This window comes from Rickettsia aeschlimannii (genome assembly GCF_047973405.1).
Lineage (GTDB): Bacteria > Pseudomonadota > Alphaproteobacteria > Rickettsiales > Rickettsiaceae > Rickettsia > Rickettsia rickettsii.
On record NZ_JBFQGO010000007.1, the window covers coordinates 54,278 to 78,787 of the forward strand.

Consider the following 24,510-nt stretch of genomic DNA (forward strand, 5'->3'; position numbering starts at 1 on the left):
TTTATCTCTTCATTTTATATTGCATGTGGAAATATAGTCCTCCACCAAACATAACTCTTAGCTGGAATCTTATAGTATTTTCTCCTTGTTTTAAATAACGCTTTATATCAATCGGTAAATTTTTAGCTTGTAATGCTTGATTTTGGTCATTTCCATTGTTACAGTACCTTTTCTCATCTAGAGAATCAACGTTAGTAGGGAGGCTAAGTAACTTTGTGCCGTTGACATATATTAATGTGCAATCATCATACCATAAATCTTTTACTTTAAAATACTCAATATCGTCCATTATTGCATCTAAAGTTACTTTGAATTCTACAGTATGCAATATTGTATTGTCCGGTTTGTTCGCTGCATCTATAAATGCTCCATCCTCTGGAAATGCCATAATGCTCCCCTGTGGTACCGGTTTTTTGTTTAAGATATAGTCACCTATTTTAGTTACCGGATTATAAGGGGTCTCAGGTAATTGGTCTGATGGAAAGTCGTTATAACCAACTTTTATAGGTAATCCTTTAGATTCTCTACAGCCGACATTTTGGCCTAAAGGTTCAAACTCGACAACCTTTCTATCAAAATATGATAAACAATGGCGTTCTAAAGGTTTATTAGGATCAATAGGTATCCAATTCGTCGGGCATTTTCCTTTTGCAAGTTCTCCTATATCGCTTTCAGGCCATTCTGCATTACCGTGATTATTACCGGAAGGAGCTTTCTCTGTGCTAGGAATTTTAGCACAAGTAGGTACTAATATAGGAGCACAAAGATTTAGCTCTTGCCAAGTTTTATCTCTTACATCTTCAGTCTCAGCTTTATATGTCGGCTCAGGAGGAGTATTGTTATCTCCTTTTGTATATGTCACTGTATAATATTTTGAAGGATCTACCGGTACTAATATTGGTCCTATGTTAGGTTTCGGCTCGATTCTATCTGTATAATCCCTACTTAGGACACATATTGGAGTATTAGCCTTATCGTTATTGGTATAGCATTTACTCGGAATCTTATTTATATTGCAAGTATAAATTGTAATACCTCTTCCTGGACCTGACACTGTTTCTTCTAGAGTACAGCGCGTTAGATCTGTATCTTTTTTACATAAGCCAAGATTTGGATATTTAACGTTATATTTATTTTTAAAATCTTTACAATTTATAGTATCGTTGTTGTTGAGTTTAGCAAGTACACAATTTGTCGAGTCATTATTATAACCGGGAATAGGTGATCCATCAGGTAAAGTAGGACGCAGGATAGGGTTACAATGTTGGAAATTTTTCGGCATCAAGCAGGCATGCGTTCCACCTTGGATATATTTACCGTTTATATATTCTAAATATTTTAAATATACCGCACTTGAGTCAGGATTTCCACTACTATCATAAGGTTCTTTATCGTCTTTATATTTACCGTGAATAGTCAACTGATTTAGAGCATTCTCTCCTGAAAACGGCATAGCAATATATTTATCTTCCTTTGGATCTTTTGGTGGATCTTTAGGTATAAACGCAACGGAAGAACTGTACTTATAACCGGCAAGCATTACTATGCTTTCTGTGTCAGTGGGGTTGGGAGGTGGAGGTCCGGCGTATGCTAATGGTGTTACAAGAGTGCTTGTTTCATCTATGATATTGTCGTCTTCTCTTACTTGTACTGACGCAATGAATTGCGGTTTATAATAAGCCTCGTTGGGATTGCTATTATTAGTACAGGTAATTCCGGCATATTGTTTTGCACATTCATAAGCAGTTAAGCTGTAAGAATGATTTACTCTCGGTACGCAATCTATTAAATTACCGGACTCAAATAAGCAAATATTATTAGGATTTTGCTTATCGTCTTCGGTATTACTAATAGAGACATAAAGCTTTCTATCTTTACCGTTATTGTCTTTTAAGGTGACATCTGTCTTTATAGGCATTAAGCTAGCTGTATCTTGCTTTTGTACCTTAGGAAATTTTACGCTTACATCCTTAAATTCGCCGATATTAACTCCCCACACTTTTTGACAGGTAGTTGAATTAGAACTTGGACAGTCCGGTATATCGCTTATGTAGTAATCGCTGGGTGTTTCTACATTTCCAATTTTCTGCGAATATACTATTCTAAATCCCTCATTACAACCGTTAGCCGTAACACTACATGGCGTAGAAATTTCTGTATTAATACATGGAGTGTTGCCTGAAGTATTCTTACACGATTTAATTAAATCTTTAAAAGCCGTATTAGTATGAGTAATTTTTGCTGAAGAAAAATCTATATTACGTGGTTCTACACAAGTTTTGAGGTCAGAGGGAGAACTCGTGCAAAGCGGGACAAGATTGCTAAAGCTAACACGTATGGTATTATTAACAATATTGTTTTTAACATTAATATTAGATGGCACTACACAAGCCAGACTAGTAGAAGATTGGTCAAAGTTGCCGCTTGCATCTTTTATGCTACATACATTATTAGCACTCGCATTAATGCTAATATAATCTAAATTTGGACAATATGGCGGTGGAAAAGGCCCTAAAGGTAATTGTACACAACCAAAAGAATAGCTATCTACAGAACCGTTTAATGACCCAAGTGCTTCAATAATTTTTATTATTAAAGCAGGAAAAAATTTAAAAATCTCTCCTATTGCATTAAGTATTGATTGAAGTACTTTTATAAATTCTGAATCTTGATTTATCATACCAAGAAGCTGCCCTAATAAACTTGGTAAACTTACTCCTTTTATCGTTTCAACTAAAAATTTTAATACTTTTGCAATAGGGCTAAGTTCGTTAGTTTGATGAAGAGGTTGACGATTAGGATTCCAGTCCATCGGATCAAGATGTACACCGGAATCTGAAACAAGGTTAACAAGTCCAGGATCGCTATAAGCACAAAGTTTAGGAGATTTTAAAGTAATTATTTGTCCGTCTACACCGATTATCTTATTATCAGTTTCTGTATAACCGACTTTATTGAGATGTACTCCATCGGTATAACCTGGATCCGCAGGGGAAGGTGGGGCATTTATCCCGGGAGGTGGAGGCATATCCGGTACGGCAACTCTAGCACAGACTCTAGTTAGAGGTAGACCGTAACCTGTAGGCCATAATACACATTCTCCATCCCAATTTAAAGTAGAGTTTTGGTGCCAACAAGCTATGGCATTACAGCTTTGAACTCTAATACGAATTTTTGGAGTAAAGTAACTACTATCAGGGGCTTCTTCTGCACATCTATTGAGTAAAAAACCGATAAATGTACCTGGGTAATCAAATTTTAATAAACAAGTATCATTATCGCGACCGTCGCTTTTATTCCAAGGAGGACATAATGTGCCTGGTTTAAAAGGCCCTCTTGGCTTTGCATTGATGCCTCCATCCTTATTCCAAATTTCCGTTCTCTCACTTTGACCGCAATTACATGGATCGCTAAGACAATCGGCTATATCACCCCAAATAGATGCATATACATTAAATGAGAAAAATGAAAATAAGAAAAATAGTAAATATTTTTTTAACACTTTGAGTATTCTTTATGCTCGTTGTTTTTATAGTTCATAATAAATTATTGTCATCCCACGAGCTTGTAGCGGGATCCAGTCCTTTTTAATTTTTTTGGGATCCCATAATAAATCACGGGATGACAGAGTGAAATATTAGTCCGTATTTAACTCATTATATAGGTAATTAATCCAATTATCCGGAGGACCTTGGTGTTGTTCAAGTATTTTTTTATAAATATCCATTTCCTCCTGTCTGCTTGATAAAATACGGACAACTCCTATTAAGGCGGCAATACTTAATTCAGAAGCTATCGATTCATTATCCTTACTAATTAAGAACATTCTTGCAGAAAGTATTAGTTGTGATAATTTTCGTATTTCTGGCTCGCTTAAACCTAAAATTTTATCTAAATCTTCTATTTTAACGTCAGACGGTAGAATAATTTTAGTATTAATTAAATCAAGCCAAGGTTTTATAGTATATTTTGGATATGACTTAAGATAAATAAAATTGAAATTACTGACGAAAATACCGTTATTTTGAGACAAATCATTATAGATTAAATTTATATTATCATAATAAACCTCAGGTCTGTAAAGTTTATCAAAATTATCGGCAGCAAATATTTTAGGTTTTGTGCCAACTAGACTTAAATGATAAGTAAAAGCATAAATTACTGCTGCACTAATACTTTGGTGTTTCTTTAAATTATTATTAAATTGTTCTAAAAATTTTCTCTCCGTCGGGTAAAATTGTTTAGAAAACGGCTCATCAGAAAGTTTATATAAATTAAACCCTATAACTTTCCCTTCTTCAATGTTAAGAGACGATCCGTCAAATAATCCGGAATATAATTGCTCTTCGGTAAAAACTTTAAGTTTATCAAGTATTTGTATTCCTCCTTCCTCCTTAAAATCTTCTAATTTTAAAATATCGGAAAAAATACGTTTTTCTTTTTCAATTGATAAAATTTTATCTTTTAATTTCTCTAGAAATGATATCTCTATTTCGCTAAGAGGTGAAATATAATGACCACTGATTAATTTTAAAAATTCTAAAATGAATGCTTGTGATTTTTCTGTATCATCTACTAAAAATGGATTGATAATTTGTTTGTCCGGTTCTAACCATTTGCCTTCTATTGCCTCAATAAAAATTTTAGAATCATTATTATTAGAGATATAAATTATTGTTGGATCGTATTTAGTCGATTCTGATATTAAAAAGTTCAATAATACGGTTTTGCCGGTTTTTCCCGTACCAAAGATGCAAGTATTACCTTTATTCGTTTTATCATGAAAATTCATGAAATATGGAGTACCTTTCTCGGTTCGCAGTAAAGTTATAGCCTTACCCCAAGGATTATATTGATTACCGAGTGTAGTATTATGAAGAGCGGTAAGAGAAGCAATATGCTCTACGGGTAATGGCGACATTCTACGTATAAAGGCAAAGTTAGCAGGTAATTGCGACCAAAATATTTGCTCAATATTAAGATCTTCTTTTACATGAATAATACCAAGTTTAAAAAGTTCGGTTGATGCTTTAGCTACGGCTGCATCTAGTTTATTTTCATCTTCTTCTATAACGGCAATTGAAATTTGCTGATTACAAAATTGAAAATCTAAATTAGCTGCATCAAGCTTATTAATACCTTTGTGATTAAGTAAAGTTGAGTCGTTAGTAATTTTTAGAATATAATCTTGACCACGCAATTTGGATATTACTTGTTTTTTGCTAACAAAGTAAAATATTTCAGTTATTATTAATTCAATCGGTAACTGTAAAAATTTATCCAGTGTATTAGAAGGAGTTTCGTGATATTCTTTTATAGATAGTAAAGAAGCGAATTTATTATTTTTCTCATGATCCGTAACTACCATTTTATCGCTGCTAATTGTATAAATACTTCTACCTAGTGCATCGGATAAATCTATTATAGGTACCAAACAATCATTATTATTAAGGTTAGCTATTCGATTATATAAAAATAAAGGATTAGAAAAAACATTATCATTTTCAAATATTATACCTAGTTTTTCAGCACCGAATTCGTTTAAATCGTTTAAAATATTATTAGTGATATTGTCTAATTTTTGAAAAGCTGAATCTAAGTAGTTATTTTCAAAATCAGTAATTAATTTATTAGATAAAGAATTTATTAAAGAGTTAAAATTTTTGATGTTAACTTTAGCAGAATCATGTACTATAGATATATATAAAGTATTAACGAATTTATCATTCCAATGGTTTTTTCTTTGCCATAGGGTATGAATATTTGCCGGTAATAATTTTTTGTAAGGAGTTGAATCGTCTAAGTTTTGTTTTTCTCGTATTGTATGTAGCCAAAAAGCAAAATCATAATCGGTTATATTCTTTTTTATAGAAACTCTAACCATTCCACGTAAATTTTGTATGTTATCGCTTATTTTCTCTGAGTTAATGCCGTGTATTTTGATAATTTGTAGTAATTTACCGTCTTTGGTAAGTAAAGTATTTTCATTATAATGACATGCTATAGGTATAAAATTAGGAGCATTATAATTATATATATCTTTGTCAAATTTTCGTAAATCACTAAACACAAATAACCTGAATTTAAATTATCGTTTTGTATACTCGTTCAACTTGACAAATTGGCTGCGTCGTCTTTGTAAGTCCTCGGATGCTCACGTATTAAGTATACGCTCCGCCCCTCGGCTTACAGACTCCTTGCTCTTTTCCAAGTTGAACTTCATATAACAACTCTTCATTTCACAGGAGTATATACTAATGAACTTTGCCTGCGTAGATGCTAGAGTCGTCATTGCGAGTAGCCGTAGGCCTCTACTCGATGTCATTCGCGCTTTCGCGGGAATGACATAAGAGCCATGCAACAAAGCCAATTTAACAACAACTAGAAACTTTACCTTATTATTTATATTTAATAAACAATTACTCACTATAGGCAGTGATTTTTTGTAATCCTCCCATGTAATTTATCAAGACATCCGGTATAGTTATTGATCCATCTTCATTCTGATAATTTTCAAGTATTGCAACCATAGTTCTTCCGATAGGTAATCCTGAAGCATTTAAAGTATGAACTAAGGTAGTTTCGTTACTGCCGAATTCTTTATATCTTGCTTTCATTCTACGTGCTTGAAAATCTCCACAATTAGAACAGCTAGCAATTTCGCGATATTGCTTTTGTCCCGGAAGCCATACTTCTATATCATAGGTTTTTTTTGCCGCAAATCCCATATCTCCGGTGCAAAGTAACATAACACGATAAGGAAGATTCAGTTTTTGTAAAATAGTCTCTGATGCATTAGTTATATATTCATGCTCATTTTTTGATTCTTCAGGGGTAGTAATAGATACTAGCTCAACTTTGCCGAACTGATGTAATCTAATCATACCTCTTGTATCTCTACCGCTACTACCTGCTTCTGATCTAAAGCATGGGGTGTAAGCAACATAACGCATCGGTAATTTTTCTCTTGGTATAATAGTATCGGCGACTATATTTACTAAAGGTACTTCTGCGGTTGGAATTAGTCTGTAACCATTTGTTGTTGCAAAAGACTCTTCGGCAAATTTAGGTAGTTGTCCTGCATTATACATAGCATTATCTCGAACTAATACCGGGGGTGATATCTCAAAGAAATCCAACTCTTTAGTATGAACATCAATCATAAAATTAATTAAAGCACGTTCTAGCTTTGCTAAATCACCTTTTAACGTTACAAATCTAGTTCCAGAAATTTTAGCAGTTTGTTCAAAATCCATTAAATTTAATTTTATACCTAGTTCAAAATGCTGTTTATTCAAAGCATTTGGATTTGTCTCTCCGTAAGTACGAACTAATTTATTCATACTTTCATCCATTCCGTAAGGTACTTCTTCGTCCGGAATATTAGGAAACATATTTAATAGTTCATTTAATTCGTTATTATTATTTAGATCCTGTTCAAGTGCTTCCAACTTCTCATTTATATGTTTGACATCTCTTTGTAACCCTTCAAAATCTTCGCCGCTTTTAAAGGCCATATTACCTAAAATCTTTGATTTTACCTTACGTGCATGCTGAAATTCTTGAATTAAACTTGTAATTTTTCTTTTCTCTCTGTCGAGCATAGCAATTTTACTAGACATAGGTTCAATAAATCTTTGGCTAAGCTTTTCATCGAACAATTCTTGATTTTCTCTAATCCATTTGATATTTAACATTTAGTGTCCTCGGTTTTTCTATAAAATTACATATCATTATTGAAGTTTCATATAATAAAAGTAGTGGTATTGCAAGAGCAAACTGGCTTAAAATGTCAGGAGGCGTTAATATTCCTGCAATAATAAAGTTAATTACCACGGCAATGCGTCTTTTTTGCTTAAGTGTTTGTACCTTAACTATTTTTAGTATATTTAATATAATTATCACAACTGGTAGCTGAAAAGCAATTCCAAAAGCAATAATTAAATGAATAACTAAATTTAGATACTCGCTAATTCTTGCTTCCAAAACTATCGGTACTATCATATCACGTTTTTCAAAACTAAGAAAAAAATTCCAAGCTTTCGGCATTACAAAGTAAAAAACAAAAATACTACCGCACCAAAATAAAATAGGTGACATAAAAAGAATAAAAGCGATAATTTTTTTTTCATGGTGGTGTAACCCGGGACTGATAAATAAATAACACTCCAAAGCAATTATAGGTATAATAATAGTAAAAGCAGTAAAAGCTGCAAGTTTAATATAGGTAAAAAATGCTTCTGTAAGTCCTGTATAAATTATATTTCGTACCGTATCACCGCTTAGCTTAGCAAGCGGTTTTAATAAAACACTATAAATATTGTCGCTAAAATAATAGCAAATAGCAAATATAATTATAGAAGCAGTAAATATTCTAAGAAGCCTTATTTTTAATTCTAATAAATGTTCTTGAAAACTATATAGTTTCATAAAAATTCTGACTCTTCATTTCGCAGAAATATATATATCAATATTATAAACGTTTTTTAATAATTGTCATATCTTTTTAGAAATATTTACAAAGCCTAGTTTCTTTCTATATATTTTATAAAATATCGGGATAAATAATATGCTAAACAGAGTATTACATAAAAAGAATACAGGCCAAGTAAGATATTTTGCACAAATACCGCCAAGGCTAGCTAGAATAATACGGCTAAGAGAGCTAAAAGATGCAATAATAGAATATTGTGTGGCAACAAATTCACTGTTGCAAAGGCTAGCAAAATAGATAGAGATAATAGTTCCTGCAAAGCCTGCACAAAAATTTTGTACTGTAACAGTTAGTATAAATGTCTTTATATCATAGCCGATAGTAGCAAGAATCATAAACATAAGAGGTGACAATAATTGAATCACTCCACCAATTAAGACACTATGAAATATACCAATTTTTGCAGCTAAAACGCCGCCTAAAGCTCCTCCGACGATCATGATTAGTAACCCGTAAGCTTTGTAAATAACGGCAATTTCATGAGTAGTAAAACTTAAATCTAGAAATAAAGGCGAACTCATAGCCATAGGTATAGAATCCGCAGCTTTATATAAAAAGATAAACAATATAATTAGCAGTAAATATTGTTGTTCATTTTTTAAGGAGATAATACTTTTTTTAATAACTTCAAAATATTGTTGTAATCCTATTAAATTAGTAGTTGTATGGTGTATTTCTTTTGATTGTGGTTCTTTGATACATAAAATTACTATAGGTCCAATTAGAGTAATGAATAGAGCAAATTTATATACTGTATTCCAGCCGAAAATAATTGATGAATATAAAGTACCGACGCTGCCAAGTAACATACCTAAACGAAACCCTATGCTACTAAAGGTAAAAGCCATTGAAAGCTCTTCTTTAGATGTAGGTCTCTCAATTCTATATGCATCAAGTACAATATCTTGTGTAGAACTGCAGAATGAAATAATAAATAAGATAATTGCAGTAATATATAAGTTATTACAAGGGCTTATGTTTAAGAACCCCGTCATCGCTAAGATTAAAAATATTTGTGATACCAATGCCCAGCCACGCCTGTGACCGAATTTAGAACATAAAAAAGGTATAGAGTATTTATCTATAAAAGGTGACCATATGACCTTTAAGCAATACGGAAAGGCAGCTAGTGATATCGAACCTATTATATCAGTGGTGTATTTTGCTTCGGATAATTGATATGGAACTGTAAAAAAAATTAAATTGAACGTAAGACCAGAAATTAAGCCTAAAAGTAAAATACCGATTAAATATGTATGGTTATTTATGTCATTCTTGCTTGAATTGATCTTCAACGTCATTGTGAGGAAAAACTGTAAGTTTCGACTAAGCAATCCAGTAAAAAATTCTGATTTACAGAATATTCTATTATTATTTCTGGATTGTCGCGCTCCTTGCAGTTGTGGCTTTGTTGCATGGCTTATTTCCACCTCTGTCATCCCGCAAGTTTGTAGCAGGCCCCAGTTAAAAATACTAATATTGTTAGTATTTTTAGTTATTTTCTGGATACCGTGGTCAAGCCACGGTATGACACCGGACACGTTTTTTGAGCGATGCAACAACGCTTTCAGTTGCTCGCAATGACGATTAGGTACACACGCAATAATGCCTCGCAGGAATGACATAAAGGAATGATTAAAAATTTTGTACACGAAATCTAATAGCTTTAAATAGTTACTTAATATTTCATTTTTAGGGAGTAAGGAGCGACTTTGGAAAATATTTTACCGACTACCGGTATTTTAGTTACAATAGTGCTGATTAAGAAAAAGGAAGGAATAACATTTCCTTTAACCATAATTAATTGCTGCTTGGTATCAATATTACCTGTCATAGTAAAATCAAAGAACGGTCCATGTGCTTCCGTATCAAAAATTGTAATTATATTTCCTCTATAATTAAATTTACCGCTCATATCTTCAAATAAAATATTTTTATTATTAGTTATTGAACTAAGAAAACCCGGCAATGAAACAAAGGAAACAAGCCGTGTTAAAAAAGGAGTATCGACTACCGTAAAATGTTTTATAGAAAATTTGCCGTCTAATATTGGCACTATTTCACCTTTTTTTACTTCATATCTTTTTGTATTTAAGTTGATGTTAATCTGACCGTTTTGCATAGTGGTATACATTCCGAGTCCCCTAAGCAATGCTCCGGCATTATCGGATTCAATTAACCATTGTTCAAAAGTTTCCCTAGCGGTAAGCGACATCTTAACTTTTTTATTATCAATATTAGCATTTAGAAAGCCTGAGAAACATCGCACTTTATCACATTTAATTGCTAAATCAAGATTACCTAGAATTATATTATTCTTTAAAAGTATTTTTGATATATTAGTTTTTAAATTAATATTACGTGTAGAATCTCCCGCTTTTTCTAAAAACTGCATCATATTAGCATTTGATAAATCTAATCCGCTTCCATAAAGTGCCGTATTAAGATTATGGTTATCTATGATTATTTTTCCTTTTAAATCCGTATGATTATGTTTAACAGAGGCTAGATTAATATTATAAATATTTTTCTTAATTAAGGCATTACCGTTAATTTTTAGATTATCCTGCCCTGAAAGGTTAAATTCAATATTTCTATCGAAATTTTTATCATTTAATTTAGTATATAAATATAAATTGGCTTTTTTATATAATTTTTTATGAATAGATACTTTATCTATATAAAATTCTAAATTATTAAGATTAGAATTAACGGTGATAAAACTCTCATTATTATGCTGTTTTTTATACTCAAAATTTAAAACGGTGCTGCCTGAAATTAATTTAAACACTCCAAATCTTTGATTATTTGCCGCAATATTGCTTTTTATTTTAAGTAAACACTCATTATTTTTATCCGATATATCATGATCATAAGTAAAGCTGCTTGCATAATTATTAATGTTACCTTTACCGCTAATATTTAGTTTATTATCTTTAAAACTACCTTTGGCTTCACCGTTTTGTAATAGGATATTATTGTCTAAGGTGTTAAAAGAGATATTTGTTAATGTCGACAAAACATTATAGCTATTAGGGATATTGGGACTAATAGGAATTATTAGCTCTATTATTGAACTTGCCGTTCCTTTGATTTTTTTAAGATCAATATTTTGAGCTTTAATATTTTGATATGCATCATTTGGAACAAAGGCAATTAAGTCATTAATTTCACCTTTAGCAGTAGCATTAAAAACAAATTGTGATTTATCCGGTCCTTCCCATTTGAAAGTCATAATACCGTCTGAAACGACACTTTTACCGCTATATGCTTCATTAATTAGAAATTTTATTTCCGGTCCTGAAATGATTATATTAGTATCAACTTTAGTCAAAGGCGGTAAATCTGTATGATATTTATATTCAAAATTCGAGATATGTAAATTTGCTTTTAAATTATCTTCTACTAAAATATTTTTTTTAAAAAATTTTTTATCTAATTTAATATTTAATTCTCCGTTTTGGATGTAACCTTGTTTTATATGTTCTCGTAAATATGAGATTATAGGATTATCCGGAATAATTTTTTCGACTGTTTGATAAATTATTAAAGGCATATTTGCGGCAGCTGCACTTGCATCGATATTTTTATCGGTTATTATACCGCTTAGTGATAAAAAAGCTTTGTCCCCAAAGGTGAGTTTGCAATTAACGGTCTTTGGATTATCTTTAGAATAGGCGGTTTTATATGAGCATAAAGCATTTCCTAGAGGTAAGTCTGCTCCTTGCTCATCAGTTAAGATATCACTTTTTATTGAAGTTAGTCGTATGTCGGTTAGGGAATCTTTTTTAATTATATTTAACGAATAATCACCGGTCGTTGAAGTATTTATAATCTCTTCATCGTTATTTGAAATTACGGAAATTTTATCGATATTAAAATTAGCCTCTATTAACGAATTAGAGAAGAAATTTTTGAAATTAAAGAAAAGATTAAAATCGTTAATTTCTCCTCTAGCATTATCTATAAGACTTAAGGAAATTTTATCTATGGATAATCGGTTTTCTTTAAATTCTAGATTATGTAGTACAGCCTTTATATCATTTTTACTTAAATAAAATTCAATTATTTTTTTCAAAGGTTCATTTAAGTGTCCTTTATTTGCGCTATAAACAGTTAGAGTTATAGCCAAAGATAATGAAATCAGAATTATAAAAATACTAATAAAGGTTTTTTTAATAAAATTCATTTGAGCTTGTAAATCTATTGAAATATGATAAAAGCTTTATATACTCGGATAGAACTTCAAAAATTGGCTACGTCATCCTACAAGTACTCCGGTACTCACGTATTAAGTATACGCTCCGTTCCTCGTCTTGTGGACTCCTTGCACTTTTTGAAATTGAGCTTCGTCTATACTGCTCTTCATTTATTTGAGGTATACACTTGGGGAATATAACGTATAATTTAAAAATTTAATATAAAAATCACAAAAAATTATGAATATTACATTTATCGGTAGCGGATATGTGGGATTAGTCTCAGGTATTATTATGGGCTATTTAGGTCATAATGTTACTTGTCTTGATAATGATGAGGTTAAAATATCCAAATTAAATAAGCAAATATTACCGATTTATGAAGCTAAACTTGATGAGTATCTTAAGCAAGCTTTAGAATCTGATAGGTTAAAATTTACAAATATTTATAATAATGAACTTCAAAATGCCGATGCAATATTTATTACGGTCGGTACACCTTCAAAATGGTTGGGAGAAGCGGATTTAAAATATGTTTATGATGCTATTGATAAAGTTTCCGAGCATATAAATAAAGATTGTTTAATAGTCATAAAATCTACCGTTCCGCCGGGTAGTTGCAGTAATATTATAGCTTATTTAAAATCAAGAGGCTTTTCATTTAATGTTGCTTCTAATCCTGAGTTTTTAAGAGAGGGGAGTGCAGTAGAAGATTTTTTATATCCTGATCGTATAGTTATCGGTGTAAATAATAAAGAATCAGAGGAAATATTGCGAAAAATTTATGCACCTTTAATAGAACAAGGTGCAAAGTTTGTGGTTACCGATTTAGTGACAAGCGAACTTATTAAATATGCTTCAAATAGTTTCTTAGCTACCAAAATTGCTTTTATTAATGAGATGGCTGATTTATGTGAAAAAATCGGCGGTAATATTAAAGATTTATCTAAAGGTGTAGGACTTGACCAAAGAATCGGTCAAAATTTTTTAAATGCAGGACCTGGTTTTGGCGGTTCGTGCTTTCCAAAAGATATTCTAGCGTTAAATAATCTTGTAGAAAATCATCATATAGATTGTAGGATTCTTAAGGCAGTAATTAAAAGTAATAAGCAGCGTCCAAGTAATATGGTAGATAAAATAGCTACTTTGTTAGACGGAGATTTAAAAGGTAAAAATATAGCAATTTTAGGCTTAACATATAAAGCAGGAACAAATGATGTGAGAGCAAGCCCTGCCATCGAAATTGTAAAGATCTTATTAAATAAAGATGTATATGTTAAAGCATTTGATCCTATCGGTCTTGAAAATGCTAAAAAGAATTTGGAACATAAAAGTTTGCTATATTTAGATTCAGCAGTTGAAGCCTGTAAATCAGTAAATATTATAGTTATTGCAACTGAATGGTCAGAATTTAAAAAACTTAATTGGCAAGAAATTCATGATTTAGTAAAATCGCCGATAATCATTGATCTTAGAAATATACTAGATAATGAAGCAATGAAAAAAATCGGTTTTAGATATTATGCAGTCGGAAGTAAAATTTAGTCTTGTCGTTAAGGCTTCCGATGTCATTCCCGCGAAGGCGGGAACCAGTACTTTAAAGCTTTTTAAAAGCTTGATTTATCTTGCTTTATTTACTCTGGATCCCGGCCTTCGCGGGAATGACATAAAGAGTCATACAGTAATACAATAAACTTTAACATTAATTTAAAATGCGACCTGAATTTATTCATTTAAGAACTCAAAGCTCTTATTCTTTTCTAGAAAGTGCATTAACGATTGAGAAGGTAGTAGAACTTGCTTCAGCGAATAAAATGCCTGCTATTTGTTTGGCAGATAAGGGAAATTTATTCGGCTCATTAGAGTTTGCATTATATGCAGTAAAAAAAGGACTGCAGCCGATACACGGAGTTATTCTAAATATAAAATACGATATAGATATTTTTGCTCAAATTTTGCTTATAGCTAAGGATGAAACTGGCTATAAAAATTTACTCAAACTATCAAGCCTTACTTTTACTAAAAATGATCGTAAGATATGCGATCACATTGGTTTTGAAGATTTAATCGAATATCAAGAAGGATTAATAGGATTATGCTGTTATACCGACGGTATTGTCGGAAAATGCTTGCTAGCTCGCAACGAGGAGCAAGCGATGCTGTTTGCACGTAAATTACAGGAAATTTTAGGAGATCGTTTTTACTTTGAGATTATGAGACATGAGCTACCGGAAGAACAGTTTATTGAGGATAGTTATATTAGAATTGCTGCCGAGCTTGCTATTCCGCTTGTTGCTACTAATAAAGTTTTGTTTAGTGAGAAAAGCATGCATGATGCACATGATGTATTGTTATGTATATCAGCCGGTGTTACTAAAGAATATCCGGATCGAAAAACAGTTAGTGAAAATTGTTATTTTAGATCACCGCATGAGATGATAGAGCTTTTTTCCGATTTACCTAGTGCCATCCAAAATACCGTGAATTTAAGAGAGCGTTGTTATTTTGCCGCACATGCAAATCCGCCGATGCTGCCTAATTTTGCCACCAAAGATATTAGTGAAACGGATTTAATTAGAAAAGATGCAAAAGAAGGGTTGCTTGCAAGGCTTGCTACAAAGTTTAAATCTGAAAATATTCCGTTAGAGAATCAAGAAGAATTGAAAACCGAATATTTTGCTCGTCTTAATTATGAACTGGATATTATCTGTAATATGAATTTTGCCGGTTATTTTTTGATTGTATCCGATTTTATTAAATGGAGTAAAAAAGAGGGTATTTTAGTTGGACCGGGTAGAGGATCGGGAGCAGGCTCGGTTGTTGCTTGGAGCTTGCTTATTACTGATCTCGATCCGATTAAATTTGGCTTATTATTTGAAAGATTTTTAAATCCTGAACGTATTTCAATGCCTGATTTTGATATTGATTTTTGTCAGGAAAGGCGTGAGGAAGTAATTAATTACGTACGTTCCAAATACGGTAATAATAGAGTAGGACAGATTATAACTTTCGGTAAGATGCAGGCAAAGGCTGTAATTAAGGATGTCGCTCGTGTGCTTAGCTTACCTTATAAATTCGCTGATTATCTAACGGAGCTTGTCCCTTTTAGTGCAGTTAATCCAGTTAGCTTAGAACAGGCGATGCGTGAAGTTCCGGAGCTTGCAAATGCCGCTAAAGGTAATGGGTTGTATAATTTAGACGGTGAAGCGGAGTTAATTAAGCTAGTGCTTGATACTTCGTTAATTCTTGAGGGGCTGCATAGGCATTCCTCAACTCATGCTGCAGGAATCGTAATAGCAGGTACTGATTTAGTCGATATAGTACCGGTATATAAAGATGCTAACTCCGATATGCTGGTAGTCGGTTATTCTATGAAATATTCCGAGATTGCCGGTTTAATTAAATTTGATTTTTTAGGGCTACAAACCCTAACGGTTATTACCGATTGTAAGAAATTGCTTAAAGAGCGAGGGATAGAAGTAGATTTTAACAATATGACGTTTGATGATAATAAGACTTATCAAATGTTGTGTAAAGGTAAAGGAGTCGGCGTTTTCCAATTTGAAAGTATCGGGATGAAAGATGCACTTAGACGCCTTAAACCTGATTCTATACATGATTTGATAGCTCTTGGTGCGTTATACCGTCCTGGTCCTATGGAAAATATTCCTACCTATATAGCTTGTAAGCATAAATTACAACAGCCTGATTATTTACATGAGCTATTGAAGCCAATCTTAGAAGAAACTTACGGAGTGGTGATATATCAGGAGCAGGTACAAAGAATTGCTCAGGTTCTTGCAGGTTATACGCTAGGAGCTGCCGATTTACTTCGTAGAGCAATGGGTAAGAAGATAAAAAAAGAAATGGAGGAGCAGGAAGAAATTTTTGTTAAAGGAGCAATTGCTAATAATATTTCGGAATCTCAAGCTAAATCCATTTTTGCGACCGTGGCTAAATTTGCTGGATACGGTTTTAATAAGGCACATGCTGCGTCTTACGGTGTTATTTCATACCAAACTGCATATCTTAAAGCTAATTATTCTGCTGAATTTTTAGTAGCATGCTTAAATCTTGAATTGAATAATCACGATAAAATTAATTTATTTTTACAAGAAGCAAAAGATAACGGCATAAAAATTACTGCACCTAATATTAATATTTCTGAAGGATATTTTAGTGTAAAGTTTTCGGACACTGTCATCCCGCATAGCGTAAAGCCTGTCATACCGCGACTTGATCGCGGTATCCAGGAAATTTCAAAAGATACCGTGGTCAAGCCACGGTATGACATCGCGGGTGCAATAATCTTTGCCTTAGGTGCTATTAAGGGAGTCACGCCGAATTTTGGTAAGTTAGTAACGGATGAGCGAAAAGCAAGAGGGGCGTTTAAATCAATTACTGATTTTATTGAAAGATTACCCCCCAAATCTATTAACAGTAAATTATTGGAAAATTTAATCAAGTCAGGCTGTTTTGATGAGCTGCATGATAATCGATTGCAATTATTGTCAAGCATCCCAAAATTGCTTTCTTATTCAACTTCATATCACGAAGAGCAGGAATCTAATCAATTTAGCTTAATTAAAGTTTCTAGTTTAAGTCCAACTATTTTAGTATCAAGCGATTATGCCGATAAAAATACTTTAGCCTTTTATGAATTTGAGGCTATGGGTTTATTTATCTCTAATCATCCTCTTACGGAATATCAAGAAATATTTAGTCGTTTAAATATTTTAAATACTGCGGATTTGCATAATAACTTACCTGATGGTACTAACCGAGTAAATCTTGCCGGTGTAATACAAAAAAAGGATTCTCGTATGTCGGCAAGAGGTAGGTTTGTGACGCTCGTGCTTTCCGATCCTGAGAATATCTTTGAACTTAGTATTTTTAGTGAGGAAGTTTTAAAAGATTATGTACATTTACTTGATGTTAAAAGTTTGGTAGTTGTTAATTGTGACATAGTTAAAGATGAGGGAGGAATAAAACTAACAGCAAAAAGCTTTTCATCAATTGAGGATGCAATTAATAATAAACAATTTGAACTACAGTTTTATCCACAAAATCATGAAGAATTACGGCAGATAGTAACCTTGCTTGCAGCTCGTATAAATAACGAAGATCAGAGTAATGCTAAAGCTACAATCTATTTACAAAGCGCAGATGTAAAGAATTTTGTAGCAAAAATTACATTACCTGAAAAATTCTTGCTCCAAGGGCAAGATTTTGAGATTTTAAAAGGATATAGTAAATAGCGTAGTTGTCGCGTGGTTCGGTTTTCTGCTGTCATTCCCGCAAGCCATTGTTGTGTGGATACCGAGTCGTCATTGTGAGCAGCCATAGGCTGCATGGCAATCTCATGAAATAATAACAAACTCCTGAGATTGCGGAAGTACAATTACTGCGTAATTTCCCTCGCAATGACGAAAAAAACGAGCCATGCAACAAAGCCAATGCCTTGTAGGAATGACATCGAAACCTTGAGTTAACTTTTTATAGGCAATACCTGAATTGATGGTAAAATGAATCTATAATTGAGTAATATTCTTTGATATTTTTTTACCGCTAAATACTGCATTATTATTTTTGTTATCGCTAAGTTCCATATATTTTGTTAGTCGATGTTTGTCTGCTATTAACTTTGCTTCTTTTTCTAAATTGATATTTTGCTCAAGATTTGGATCTTTAATTAATTCTTTAAAATGATTACTTATGGATTTTAATCCCAATTTTCTCGTTAATTTACTTAAATACTTATAAAATTTATTTTTGATAGTTTGTTTTTTAGGTTCTGAATTTTTATTGAATGTATTATTGGTTTTAACTTCTTGTTTTTTATCTTCTAATACTCCTGTATTATTAGGTAGATTTTTATTAACTTCAGTTATTAGTGCATTTACTAAATTTTGTTTTTCTTCTTTAAGTACAGCATCATTCAAAAAGCTTGATACAGGGGAATTTTTTGAGTGTATTGTATCCAAGTTAAGGTTAGTAGTTTCTTGTGTTTCTATGTTCGGGAGCGATATATTAATATGCTCATTTTTTGTTTCAATTATAGGTGAGTCTATTAATTTATTCTCTCCAAAAATATCTAGAGTTTGCTGCGTAAATTCATCTACTAATTTTTGGGCTTTTATAGGTGTTATTTATTCATTAAATTTATTTTTACTAATAATCTTTGACCATTTGAGTGATTTCTTCGAATGTTTTTGCTTCCGGTATAGTCATTTGTATTTTTGTGCCATATCTTTTATGACATCATCCAATTTCTTATGTTCTTCCGATAGCTCTAGCGGTTTAGGGTTAGTATTACTTTGTTTCATTTGTTGGAAAATATCTATAGCCGGGCGGTTTGCTATTTTCGCTTGTATTTGTGCTTTGATAAGTATATTTATATCTTTATCACTTAAGCATTTTGCTGATAGCTCTTTAATGATTTGTTCTTTGTTAGATTTATATAATCTATAATTTTCTAAAACTTTTTTTTGAGGGAGCGATTTTGTGGTCTTCAAAACAAGTTTGGATATGGTTTATAACAGGCTTTAAAAGATCCTCAGTAATAGGTAAATCAGTGTCCTTATAGGGAAGAAACACAGTAGATAAAAAATCTACTAGATCAATCTTGATATACTTTAAATTCGATTCTTCAGCAACTTTATTAAATAACTTTTCTTTTGTGCTTGGTGTATGCCCTTCATTATAAAAAAAAGTATCACAATAATTAGTAGCTGAATTGGCAATATCTTTTTGAAATTGATTTTGATAAGTTGTATTTGAGATACTTTGTTCTTTTATTAAAGGTATATTTAAGATATTTGCTAAATTTTTTTGTTCACTTTCTAAGTTTGATATTATTTGTGATACTTGATTTTGTGTAATAAAATCATATATTTCACCAAATTCTGAATCCGGTACATTGTCTCTTAAAACTTCTCTTATTGACCTGCTACTACAATTCCCTAAAGTTTGCCCGGTAACTGTTCTTCTTGAATCAGCTGTTGGATTAATAAATTGTTCTGATTTGAATCTGTTGATTCCGTTATTATGAGCTTTTATCGCTTCTATTTCATTTATAGATAATATAGAAAATATACTATCTTTTATTTCTTTATCTGTTTGATTTTTGAGTTCATATTTAATTGAGCTGAATTTTGCTTTACTTCTTACTTCTATTGTTTCATTTATTTTAGATAATTGATCTTTTGGTGTTTAATTTAGCTTTGAATTATCTGCTCTTACCCCAGCACCGGCATTATATATATACGATAATTTTTTCCATTTTCTTTAGAATATTTTATAACATTTGCATGTAATTCTGTATTAGTAGGAGCATTAGAATATGATAAATATGCTTCTCCGGTTTTTTGCAGTTTATCATATATTTCATCTGTAGTTTTTTCTAAAAATTTTTTTAACTGTTCTGCTGGTGGTAATTCAGTTGAGCTAGTTAAATTACGTACTAAAAAGGATTGCTTATAAATCTCATCTAAGCCATCCATAAAATGGTCTAATTTTTTACCTATATTTTCGTCAGGATTTAAAACTTTATAAGCTCCAAGTAAAGCTTTATATTTTATACGCTAGCTGTTATAAAATGAGCTGAGCCTAAATTATAATCTTTTGTGGATTTATCATAGGTACGGGCATCGTCAAGCATTTCGCGGTACTGAGTTGCTTTTGCTTCATACATTTCCATATGTTATTTAAGGCTTGAGTGATATTTTCATAATGCTCTTTCAGCTTATTTTGGTTATTCTCTTTTAGAGCAGTATTTGTAAGTTCATTATCATAATTTTCTAAGTGACCGAACTTTTTATCATTATTTATATCCTCAGTCATATTTTCAACTAGCTAGTTAAACAAGGATAAAAATAATCATGTATTACGAATAAATAAATGTTAATAATTATCCACCTCAATATATCTACTTTATCTAATTGCTCCCATGTAAAATTTTCATCTTCTCGGCCGAAATGACCGTAAGAAGCCGTTTTTTGATAACATGGAGTGCGAAGCTTAAGATGTTTAATAATTCTTCCTGGACGCATATCAAAATGCTGTGTTATGAGCTTAGTAATTTGTTCGTTGCTTAATTTGCTAGTACCGTAAGTTTCAGCATAAACAGAGACGGGAGCAGCTATGCCTATTGCTTAGGATATTTGTATTTCACAGTGATTGGCAAGTCCTGCTCCTACTATATTCTTAGCAATATAGCGTACCATGTAAGCAGCCGACCTATTATCTATTTTTGTTGGATCTTTTCCAGAAAAGCAACCGCCTCCGTGTCTTGTCATTCCTCCATAGCTGTCCACGATAATTTTCCTATCGGTTAAACCGCAATCTGCAACGGGATCGCCTATAACAAACCGACCCGTCGGATTAATTAGGTATTTAGTGTCTTTATGAAGTAAATTGCTTGGTAATGCCTGTTTAATAATTTCTTCCATTACTGCTTCAATAAGGTCTTTTTGTTGTATTTCCTGGTGATGATGAGTTGATAAAACTACTGCATCAATGGCAATTGGTTTGTTATTTTCATATCGTAACATGACTTGAGATTTTGCATCGGGTCTAAGCCAAGCCAAGACATTTTGTTTACGTAAATATGCTTGCCTTTTCATTAATAAATGAGCGTAATAAACCGGTGCGGGCATGAAACTATCCGTTTCATTACAGGCATAACCGAAAACCATACTTTGGTCTCCTGCACCTATTTCATCGTCATTTGCATTGTCAACACCCATAGCTATATCGGGTGATTGTTTAGTGATAGCTAAAATTACGGCACAACAGCTACCGTCAAATCCATAATTTGGATTATTATAGCCGATTTCTTGTATCTTGCTACGTACTATTTGCTCAATATCCACATAGGTACTAGTAGTAATTCGCCGCTCACTAGAACTAGACCGGTTGTTACAAATGTTTCACAGGCAATACGACCGTTAGGGTCTTGTTTTAGAATCTCATCAAGTACCGTATCTGAAATTTGATCGGCAATTTTGTCCGGATGCCCTTCAGAGACTGACTCAGACGTGAATATAAAATTTTTCATACATTACGCTCTTTTTAAGATTCTTTAAATGTTATATTAATATATGATTTTTTATGTCATTCCCGCAATAACGCCGCCTTTAGCTAGGAATTATACACCTTCAATGAATTTCCATCCAGTTATTACCTACTCTAATTTCGGTTATAATCGGTACATCCATATTAGTAGAATTTTCCATGATTTTTTTAATAATAGGTGTTATAATTTCTACTTCATCAATCGGTGCTTCAAATAGTAATTCATCATGAATTTGCAGTACTAATCTTGTTTTAAGTTTACGTTTTTCTATTTCTTGATCTAGATTGATCATAGCAATTTTAATTATATCGGCATTAGTTCCTTGAATCGGAGCATTAATAGCCGCACGTTCTGCAAATTGTTTAAGCTTTTTATCATGAATTAGAGGTACAAAACATTTTCTGCCAAAGAAATTTGTGACATAGCCGTTGCTACTTGCAAAAGCTTTTGTTTGCTCCATATATTCTTGCACTCCTTTATATTCAGCAAAATATTTCTTGATATATTCGGATGCTTCGCCGGTAGTAACGTTTAATTGCTTAGCAAGCCCAAAAGCACTTATACCGTAAATGATACCAAAATTTATAGCTTTTGCTTTACGCCTATGTTCGCTAGTTAGTTCATGTTTTTGTAAGTTAAAGATCTGACAAGCAGTTTGAGTATGGATATCGTCTTTATTGATAAATGCTTGTTTTAGTGCATCTATATTTGCGATATGGCTTAATATTCTAAGCTCAATTTGAGAATAATCGGCAGATATTAGTTTATAACCTTCTTCAGCAATAAAAGCTTGTCTGATTTGATTCCCCTCACTAGAGCGAATAGGTACATTTTGTAGATTAGGTTCTTGTGAGCTAAGTCTTCCTGTAGTGGTAGAAGTTTGTAAAAATGTCGTATGTACTCTATGTGTTATATTATCTATTTGTTTCGGCAAACTATCGGTGTAGGTATTCTTTAATTTTGTCAGTTGCCGCCATCTTAATAACAAATCTGCAATATTATATCCATGCTCACTAAGTTTTTCTAGTATTTCCGCTCCCGTTGAGTAAGAGCTTGCTTTAGCTGAAGCTTTACCGAAAGGTAATTGCATTTTTTCGAACAAGATTTCGCCTAATTGTTTTGGCGAACCAATATTAAATTTAGTTCCGCTAAGAGCAAAAATTTCTTCTTCAAGTTTTAGAATTTCTGTTCCAAATTCAGCGGATAATTGTTTTAGGTAATTAGCATCTACTGTAATACCCACTTTCTCCATTTTATCTAAAATAAAACAAATAGGTAAATCAATGTCGCTATAAAGTCTAAAGGTTTTGTTGTCTTTAAGCTCCAATATAGTTTGCTTATAAAGTGAGATAAAGTTTATTACTATTTTTGCTGATTCGATAATTATATTTTCTATCAAAGTTTCTTTCAAAACTTCTTTAAATAAATTTTTCTGTGATAAACCGGCAGATAACGCATACTGCATTAATTCTAAGTCTTCTATAGCCGTAATGTCATGAGATTGGTTTGCATAAAATTTAAGTAGAGGTTTAAGAGAGTAAGTAATTTTTTTTATGGATTTATCGGTTAGTAAATTGAAGATTATATCCGAAAACCAGTTGTTATTAGTTTTAGTATTATAAGAAAATAGATCATGAGAAGTGTTTGAAATTTTAATAATATAGCTTTGGTTTTGCAGTGATAAAATAAAAGCAAGATTAGCTCCTTTATGCTGTAATAAATATATCCCGAATATTCCTATTTTCTCAGCTTCTTTAGCAAAGTCTGCTAACTCATTAGCATTATTAATTTCTTTTATTTCCGTTACTTTATTATCTGCTATCTCTTTGTGGTCATTAATTTTAATATCCAATAAATTTCCTACTCTTTTATATAAAGATCTAAAACCGTATTCCTGTAAAAATCCTGTTAATTTATCGCTATTTGGAGGTGACCATTCTAAATTATTTAGCTGAAAATCTAAATCAACATTAGAATCAAGCCCTATTAACTGCCATGAAATTAACGCCGCTTCTCTTGAATTTTGTAAAGTTTCACGTTGTTTTACGCTTGAGACTTGGTCTAAAGAGTTAAATATATTTTCTACAGAACCAAATTGTGTTATAAGACTACTTGCAGTTTTTGGTCCAATAGATGGCACACCCGGAATATTATCCGATCTATCGCCGATTAAAGCCATTACTTCACGTAATTTATCAGAAGTAGTGCCGAATTTTTTAACAACATCATCCTCCGTAATATATTTCCCTTTTAACGGATCATATATCTTGATGTTTTCAGTCATTAACTGTAATAAATCTTTATCGGAAGAGATAATGACTACATGTTCGCCAAGTGTAGCAGTTTTAGTAGCAAAGGTTGCGATAATGTCATCGGCTTCATAACCGTTCTTCTCTAGAATAGGAAAATTTAAGTTACTTGCAACATCACGAACTAAAGGTAATTGTACAATTAAATCTTCAGGGGGTGGAGGGCGGTTAGCTTTATAGTCGGGATAAATCTGATGGCGAAAATTTTTCCCGCCGCTGTCAAATACTACAGCGACATGTTTAGGCTTAAAGTCGTTCAGTAATTTTAGCAGCATTGAAGTAAAACCATAAAGAGCACCGACAGGCTCGCCTTTTGGTGAAGTTAAAGGCTGTTGTGCATAATAGGCTCTAAAAACAAATCCATATCCGTCTATGAGCAATAAGGTATTTTTTTGAGTCATTTTATGATTTTATTTTTAATTAAATCGTCAT

The 24,510-nt window shown here is 32.2% G+C and carries 12 protein-coding genes and 2 pseudogenes; 2 read left to right on the forward strand and 12 right to left on the reverse strand.

Features of this window, described 5'->3' with window-relative positions; genetic code table 11:
- Nucleotide 1: 1 nt before the first annotated feature.
- The 6 genes from AB4K15_RS06390 to AB4K15_RS06415 form a co-directional block, all read right to left on the reverse strand.
- Nucleotides 2-3,502, reverse strand: coding sequence for a hypothetical protein (locus AB4K15_RS06390; RefSeq protein WP_500225767.1), 3,501 nt, complete (start codon nucleotides 3,500-3,502; stop codon nucleotides 2-4).
- A 135-nt stretch (nucleotides 3,503-3,637) separates the two neighbouring features.
- Nucleotides 3,638-6,070 carry a VirB4 family type IV secretion/conjugal transfer ATPase gene (locus tag AB4K15_RS06395; RefSeq protein WP_032073624.1) on the reverse strand — a complete coding sequence of 811 codons (2,433 nt, stop codon included), beginning with the start codon at nucleotides 6,068-6,070 and terminating at the stop codon, nucleotides 3,638-3,640.
- Between the two features lie 349 nt (nucleotides 6,071-6,419).
- The gene (gene serS / locus AB4K15_RS06400) at nucleotides 6,420-7,697 is read right to left on the reverse strand and encodes a serine--tRNA ligase (protein WP_032073623.1); all 1,278 of its coding nucleotides are present in this window, start codon (nucleotides 7,695-7,697) and stop codon (nucleotides 6,420-6,422) included.
- Nucleotides 7,675-8,430, reverse strand: coding sequence for a twin-arginine translocase subunit TatC (tatC, locus tag AB4K15_RS06405; protein ID WP_032073622.1), 756 nt, complete (start codon nucleotides 8,428-8,430; stop codon nucleotides 7,675-7,677). Before tatC ends, serS begins: the two co-directional genes overlap by 23 nt.
- Before the next feature lie 66 nt (nucleotides 8,431-8,496).
- The gene (locus AB4K15_RS06410; RefSeq protein ID WP_500225344.1) at nucleotides 8,497-10,146 is read right to left on the reverse strand and encodes an MFS transporter; all 1,650 of its coding nucleotides are present in this window, start codon (nucleotides 10,144-10,146) and stop codon (nucleotides 8,497-8,499) included.
- Nucleotides 10,147-10,172: 26 nt separating this feature from the next.
- Nucleotides 10,173-12,683 carry a transporter AmpG 3 gene (locus AB4K15_RS06415; RefSeq protein ID WP_500225346.1) on the reverse strand — a complete coding sequence of 837 codons (2,511 nt, stop codon included), beginning with the start codon at nucleotides 12,681-12,683 and terminating at the stop codon, nucleotides 10,173-10,175.
- A gap of 250 nt (nucleotides 12,684-12,933) precedes the next feature.
- Between AB4K15_RS06415 and AB4K15_RS06420 the strand changes: the two genes are divergently transcribed.
- Nucleotides 12,934-14,238 carry a UDP-glucose dehydrogenase family protein gene (locus tag AB4K15_RS06420; protein ID WP_032073619.1) on the forward strand — a complete coding sequence of 435 codons (1,305 nt, stop codon included), beginning with the start codon at nucleotides 12,934-12,936 and terminating at the stop codon, nucleotides 14,236-14,238.
- Between the two features lie 167 nt (nucleotides 14,239-14,405).
- Nucleotides 14,406-17,951 carry a DNA polymerase III subunit alpha gene (gene dnaE, locus AB4K15_RS06425; RefSeq protein ID WP_032073618.1) on the forward strand — a complete coding sequence of 1,182 codons (3,546 nt, stop codon included), beginning with the start codon at nucleotides 14,406-14,408 and terminating at the stop codon, nucleotides 17,949-17,951.
- Between the two features lie 273 nt (nucleotides 17,952-18,224).
- Here dnaE and AB4K15_RS06430 read toward each other — a convergent pair whose 3' ends face one another.
- The 6 genes and pseudogenes from AB4K15_RS06430 to polA all read right to left on the reverse strand — a co-directional run bounded on the left by AB4K15_RS06430 (nucleotide 18,225) and on the right by polA (nucleotide 24,479).
- Nucleotides 18,225-18,425, reverse strand: a complete 201-nt coding sequence (locus AB4K15_RS06430; RefSeq protein ID WP_032073662.1) for a hypothetical protein — start codon at nucleotides 18,423-18,425, stop codon at nucleotides 18,225-18,227.
- A gap of 495 nt (nucleotides 18,426-18,920) precedes the next feature.
- Nucleotides 18,921-19,208 (reverse strand): hypothetical protein, encoded by a 288-nt coding sequence (locus tag AB4K15_RS06435; protein WP_500225347.1) that lies wholly within the window; start codon nucleotides 19,206-19,208, stop codon nucleotides 18,921-18,923.
- Nucleotides 19,209-19,931: 723 nt separating this feature from the next.
- Nucleotides 19,932-20,195, reverse strand: coding sequence for a hypothetical protein (locus AB4K15_RS06440; RefSeq protein ID WP_032073617.1), 264 nt, complete (start codon nucleotides 20,193-20,195; stop codon nucleotides 19,932-19,934).
- Nucleotides 20,196-20,269: 74 nt separating this feature from the next.
- A pseudogene (locus AB4K15_RS06445) lies at nucleotides 20,270-20,535 on the reverse strand (hypothetical protein).
- Nucleotides 20,536-20,543: 8 nt separating this feature from the next.
- Nucleotides 20,544-21,751 (reverse strand): annotated as a pseudogene (gene metK, locus AB4K15_RS06450) (methionine adenosyltransferase).
- A gap of 100 nt (nucleotides 21,752-21,851) precedes the next feature.
- Nucleotides 21,852-24,479, reverse strand: a complete 2,628-nt coding sequence (gene polA / locus AB4K15_RS06455) for a DNA polymerase I (protein WP_032073615.1) — start codon at nucleotides 24,477-24,479, stop codon at nucleotides 21,852-21,854.
- Between the last annotated feature and the right edge of the window lie 31 nt (nucleotides 24,480-24,510).

Excerpts from the sequence above, each read along its gene's own strand:
- serS (WP_032073623.1), bottom strand. The coding sequence starts at position 7,697 with ATGTTAAATATCAAATGGATTAGAGAAAATCAAGAATTGTTCGATGAA.
- tatC (WP_032073622.1), bottom strand. The coding sequence starts at position 8,430 with ATGAAACTATATAGTTTTCAAGAACATTTATTAGAATTAAAAATAAGG.
- AB4K15_RS06415 (WP_500225346.1), bottom strand. The coding sequence starts at position 12,683 with ATGAATTTTATTAAAAAAACCTTTATTAGTATTTTTATAATTCTGATT.
- AB4K15_RS06420 (WP_032073619.1), top strand. The coding sequence starts at position 12,934 with ATGAATATTACATTTATCGGTAGCGGATATGTGGGATTAGTCTCAGGT.
- dnaE (WP_032073618.1), top strand. The coding sequence starts at position 14,406 with ATGCGACCTGAATTTATTCATTTAAGAACTCAAAGCTCTTATTCTTTT.
- AB4K15_RS06440 (WP_032073617.1), bottom strand. The coding sequence starts at position 20,195 with ATGGATGGCTTAGATGAGATTTATAAGCAATCCTTTTTAGTACGTAAT.
- polA (WP_032073615.1), bottom strand. The coding sequence starts at position 24,479 with ATGACTCAAAAAAATACCTTATTGCTCATAGACGGATATGGATTTGTT.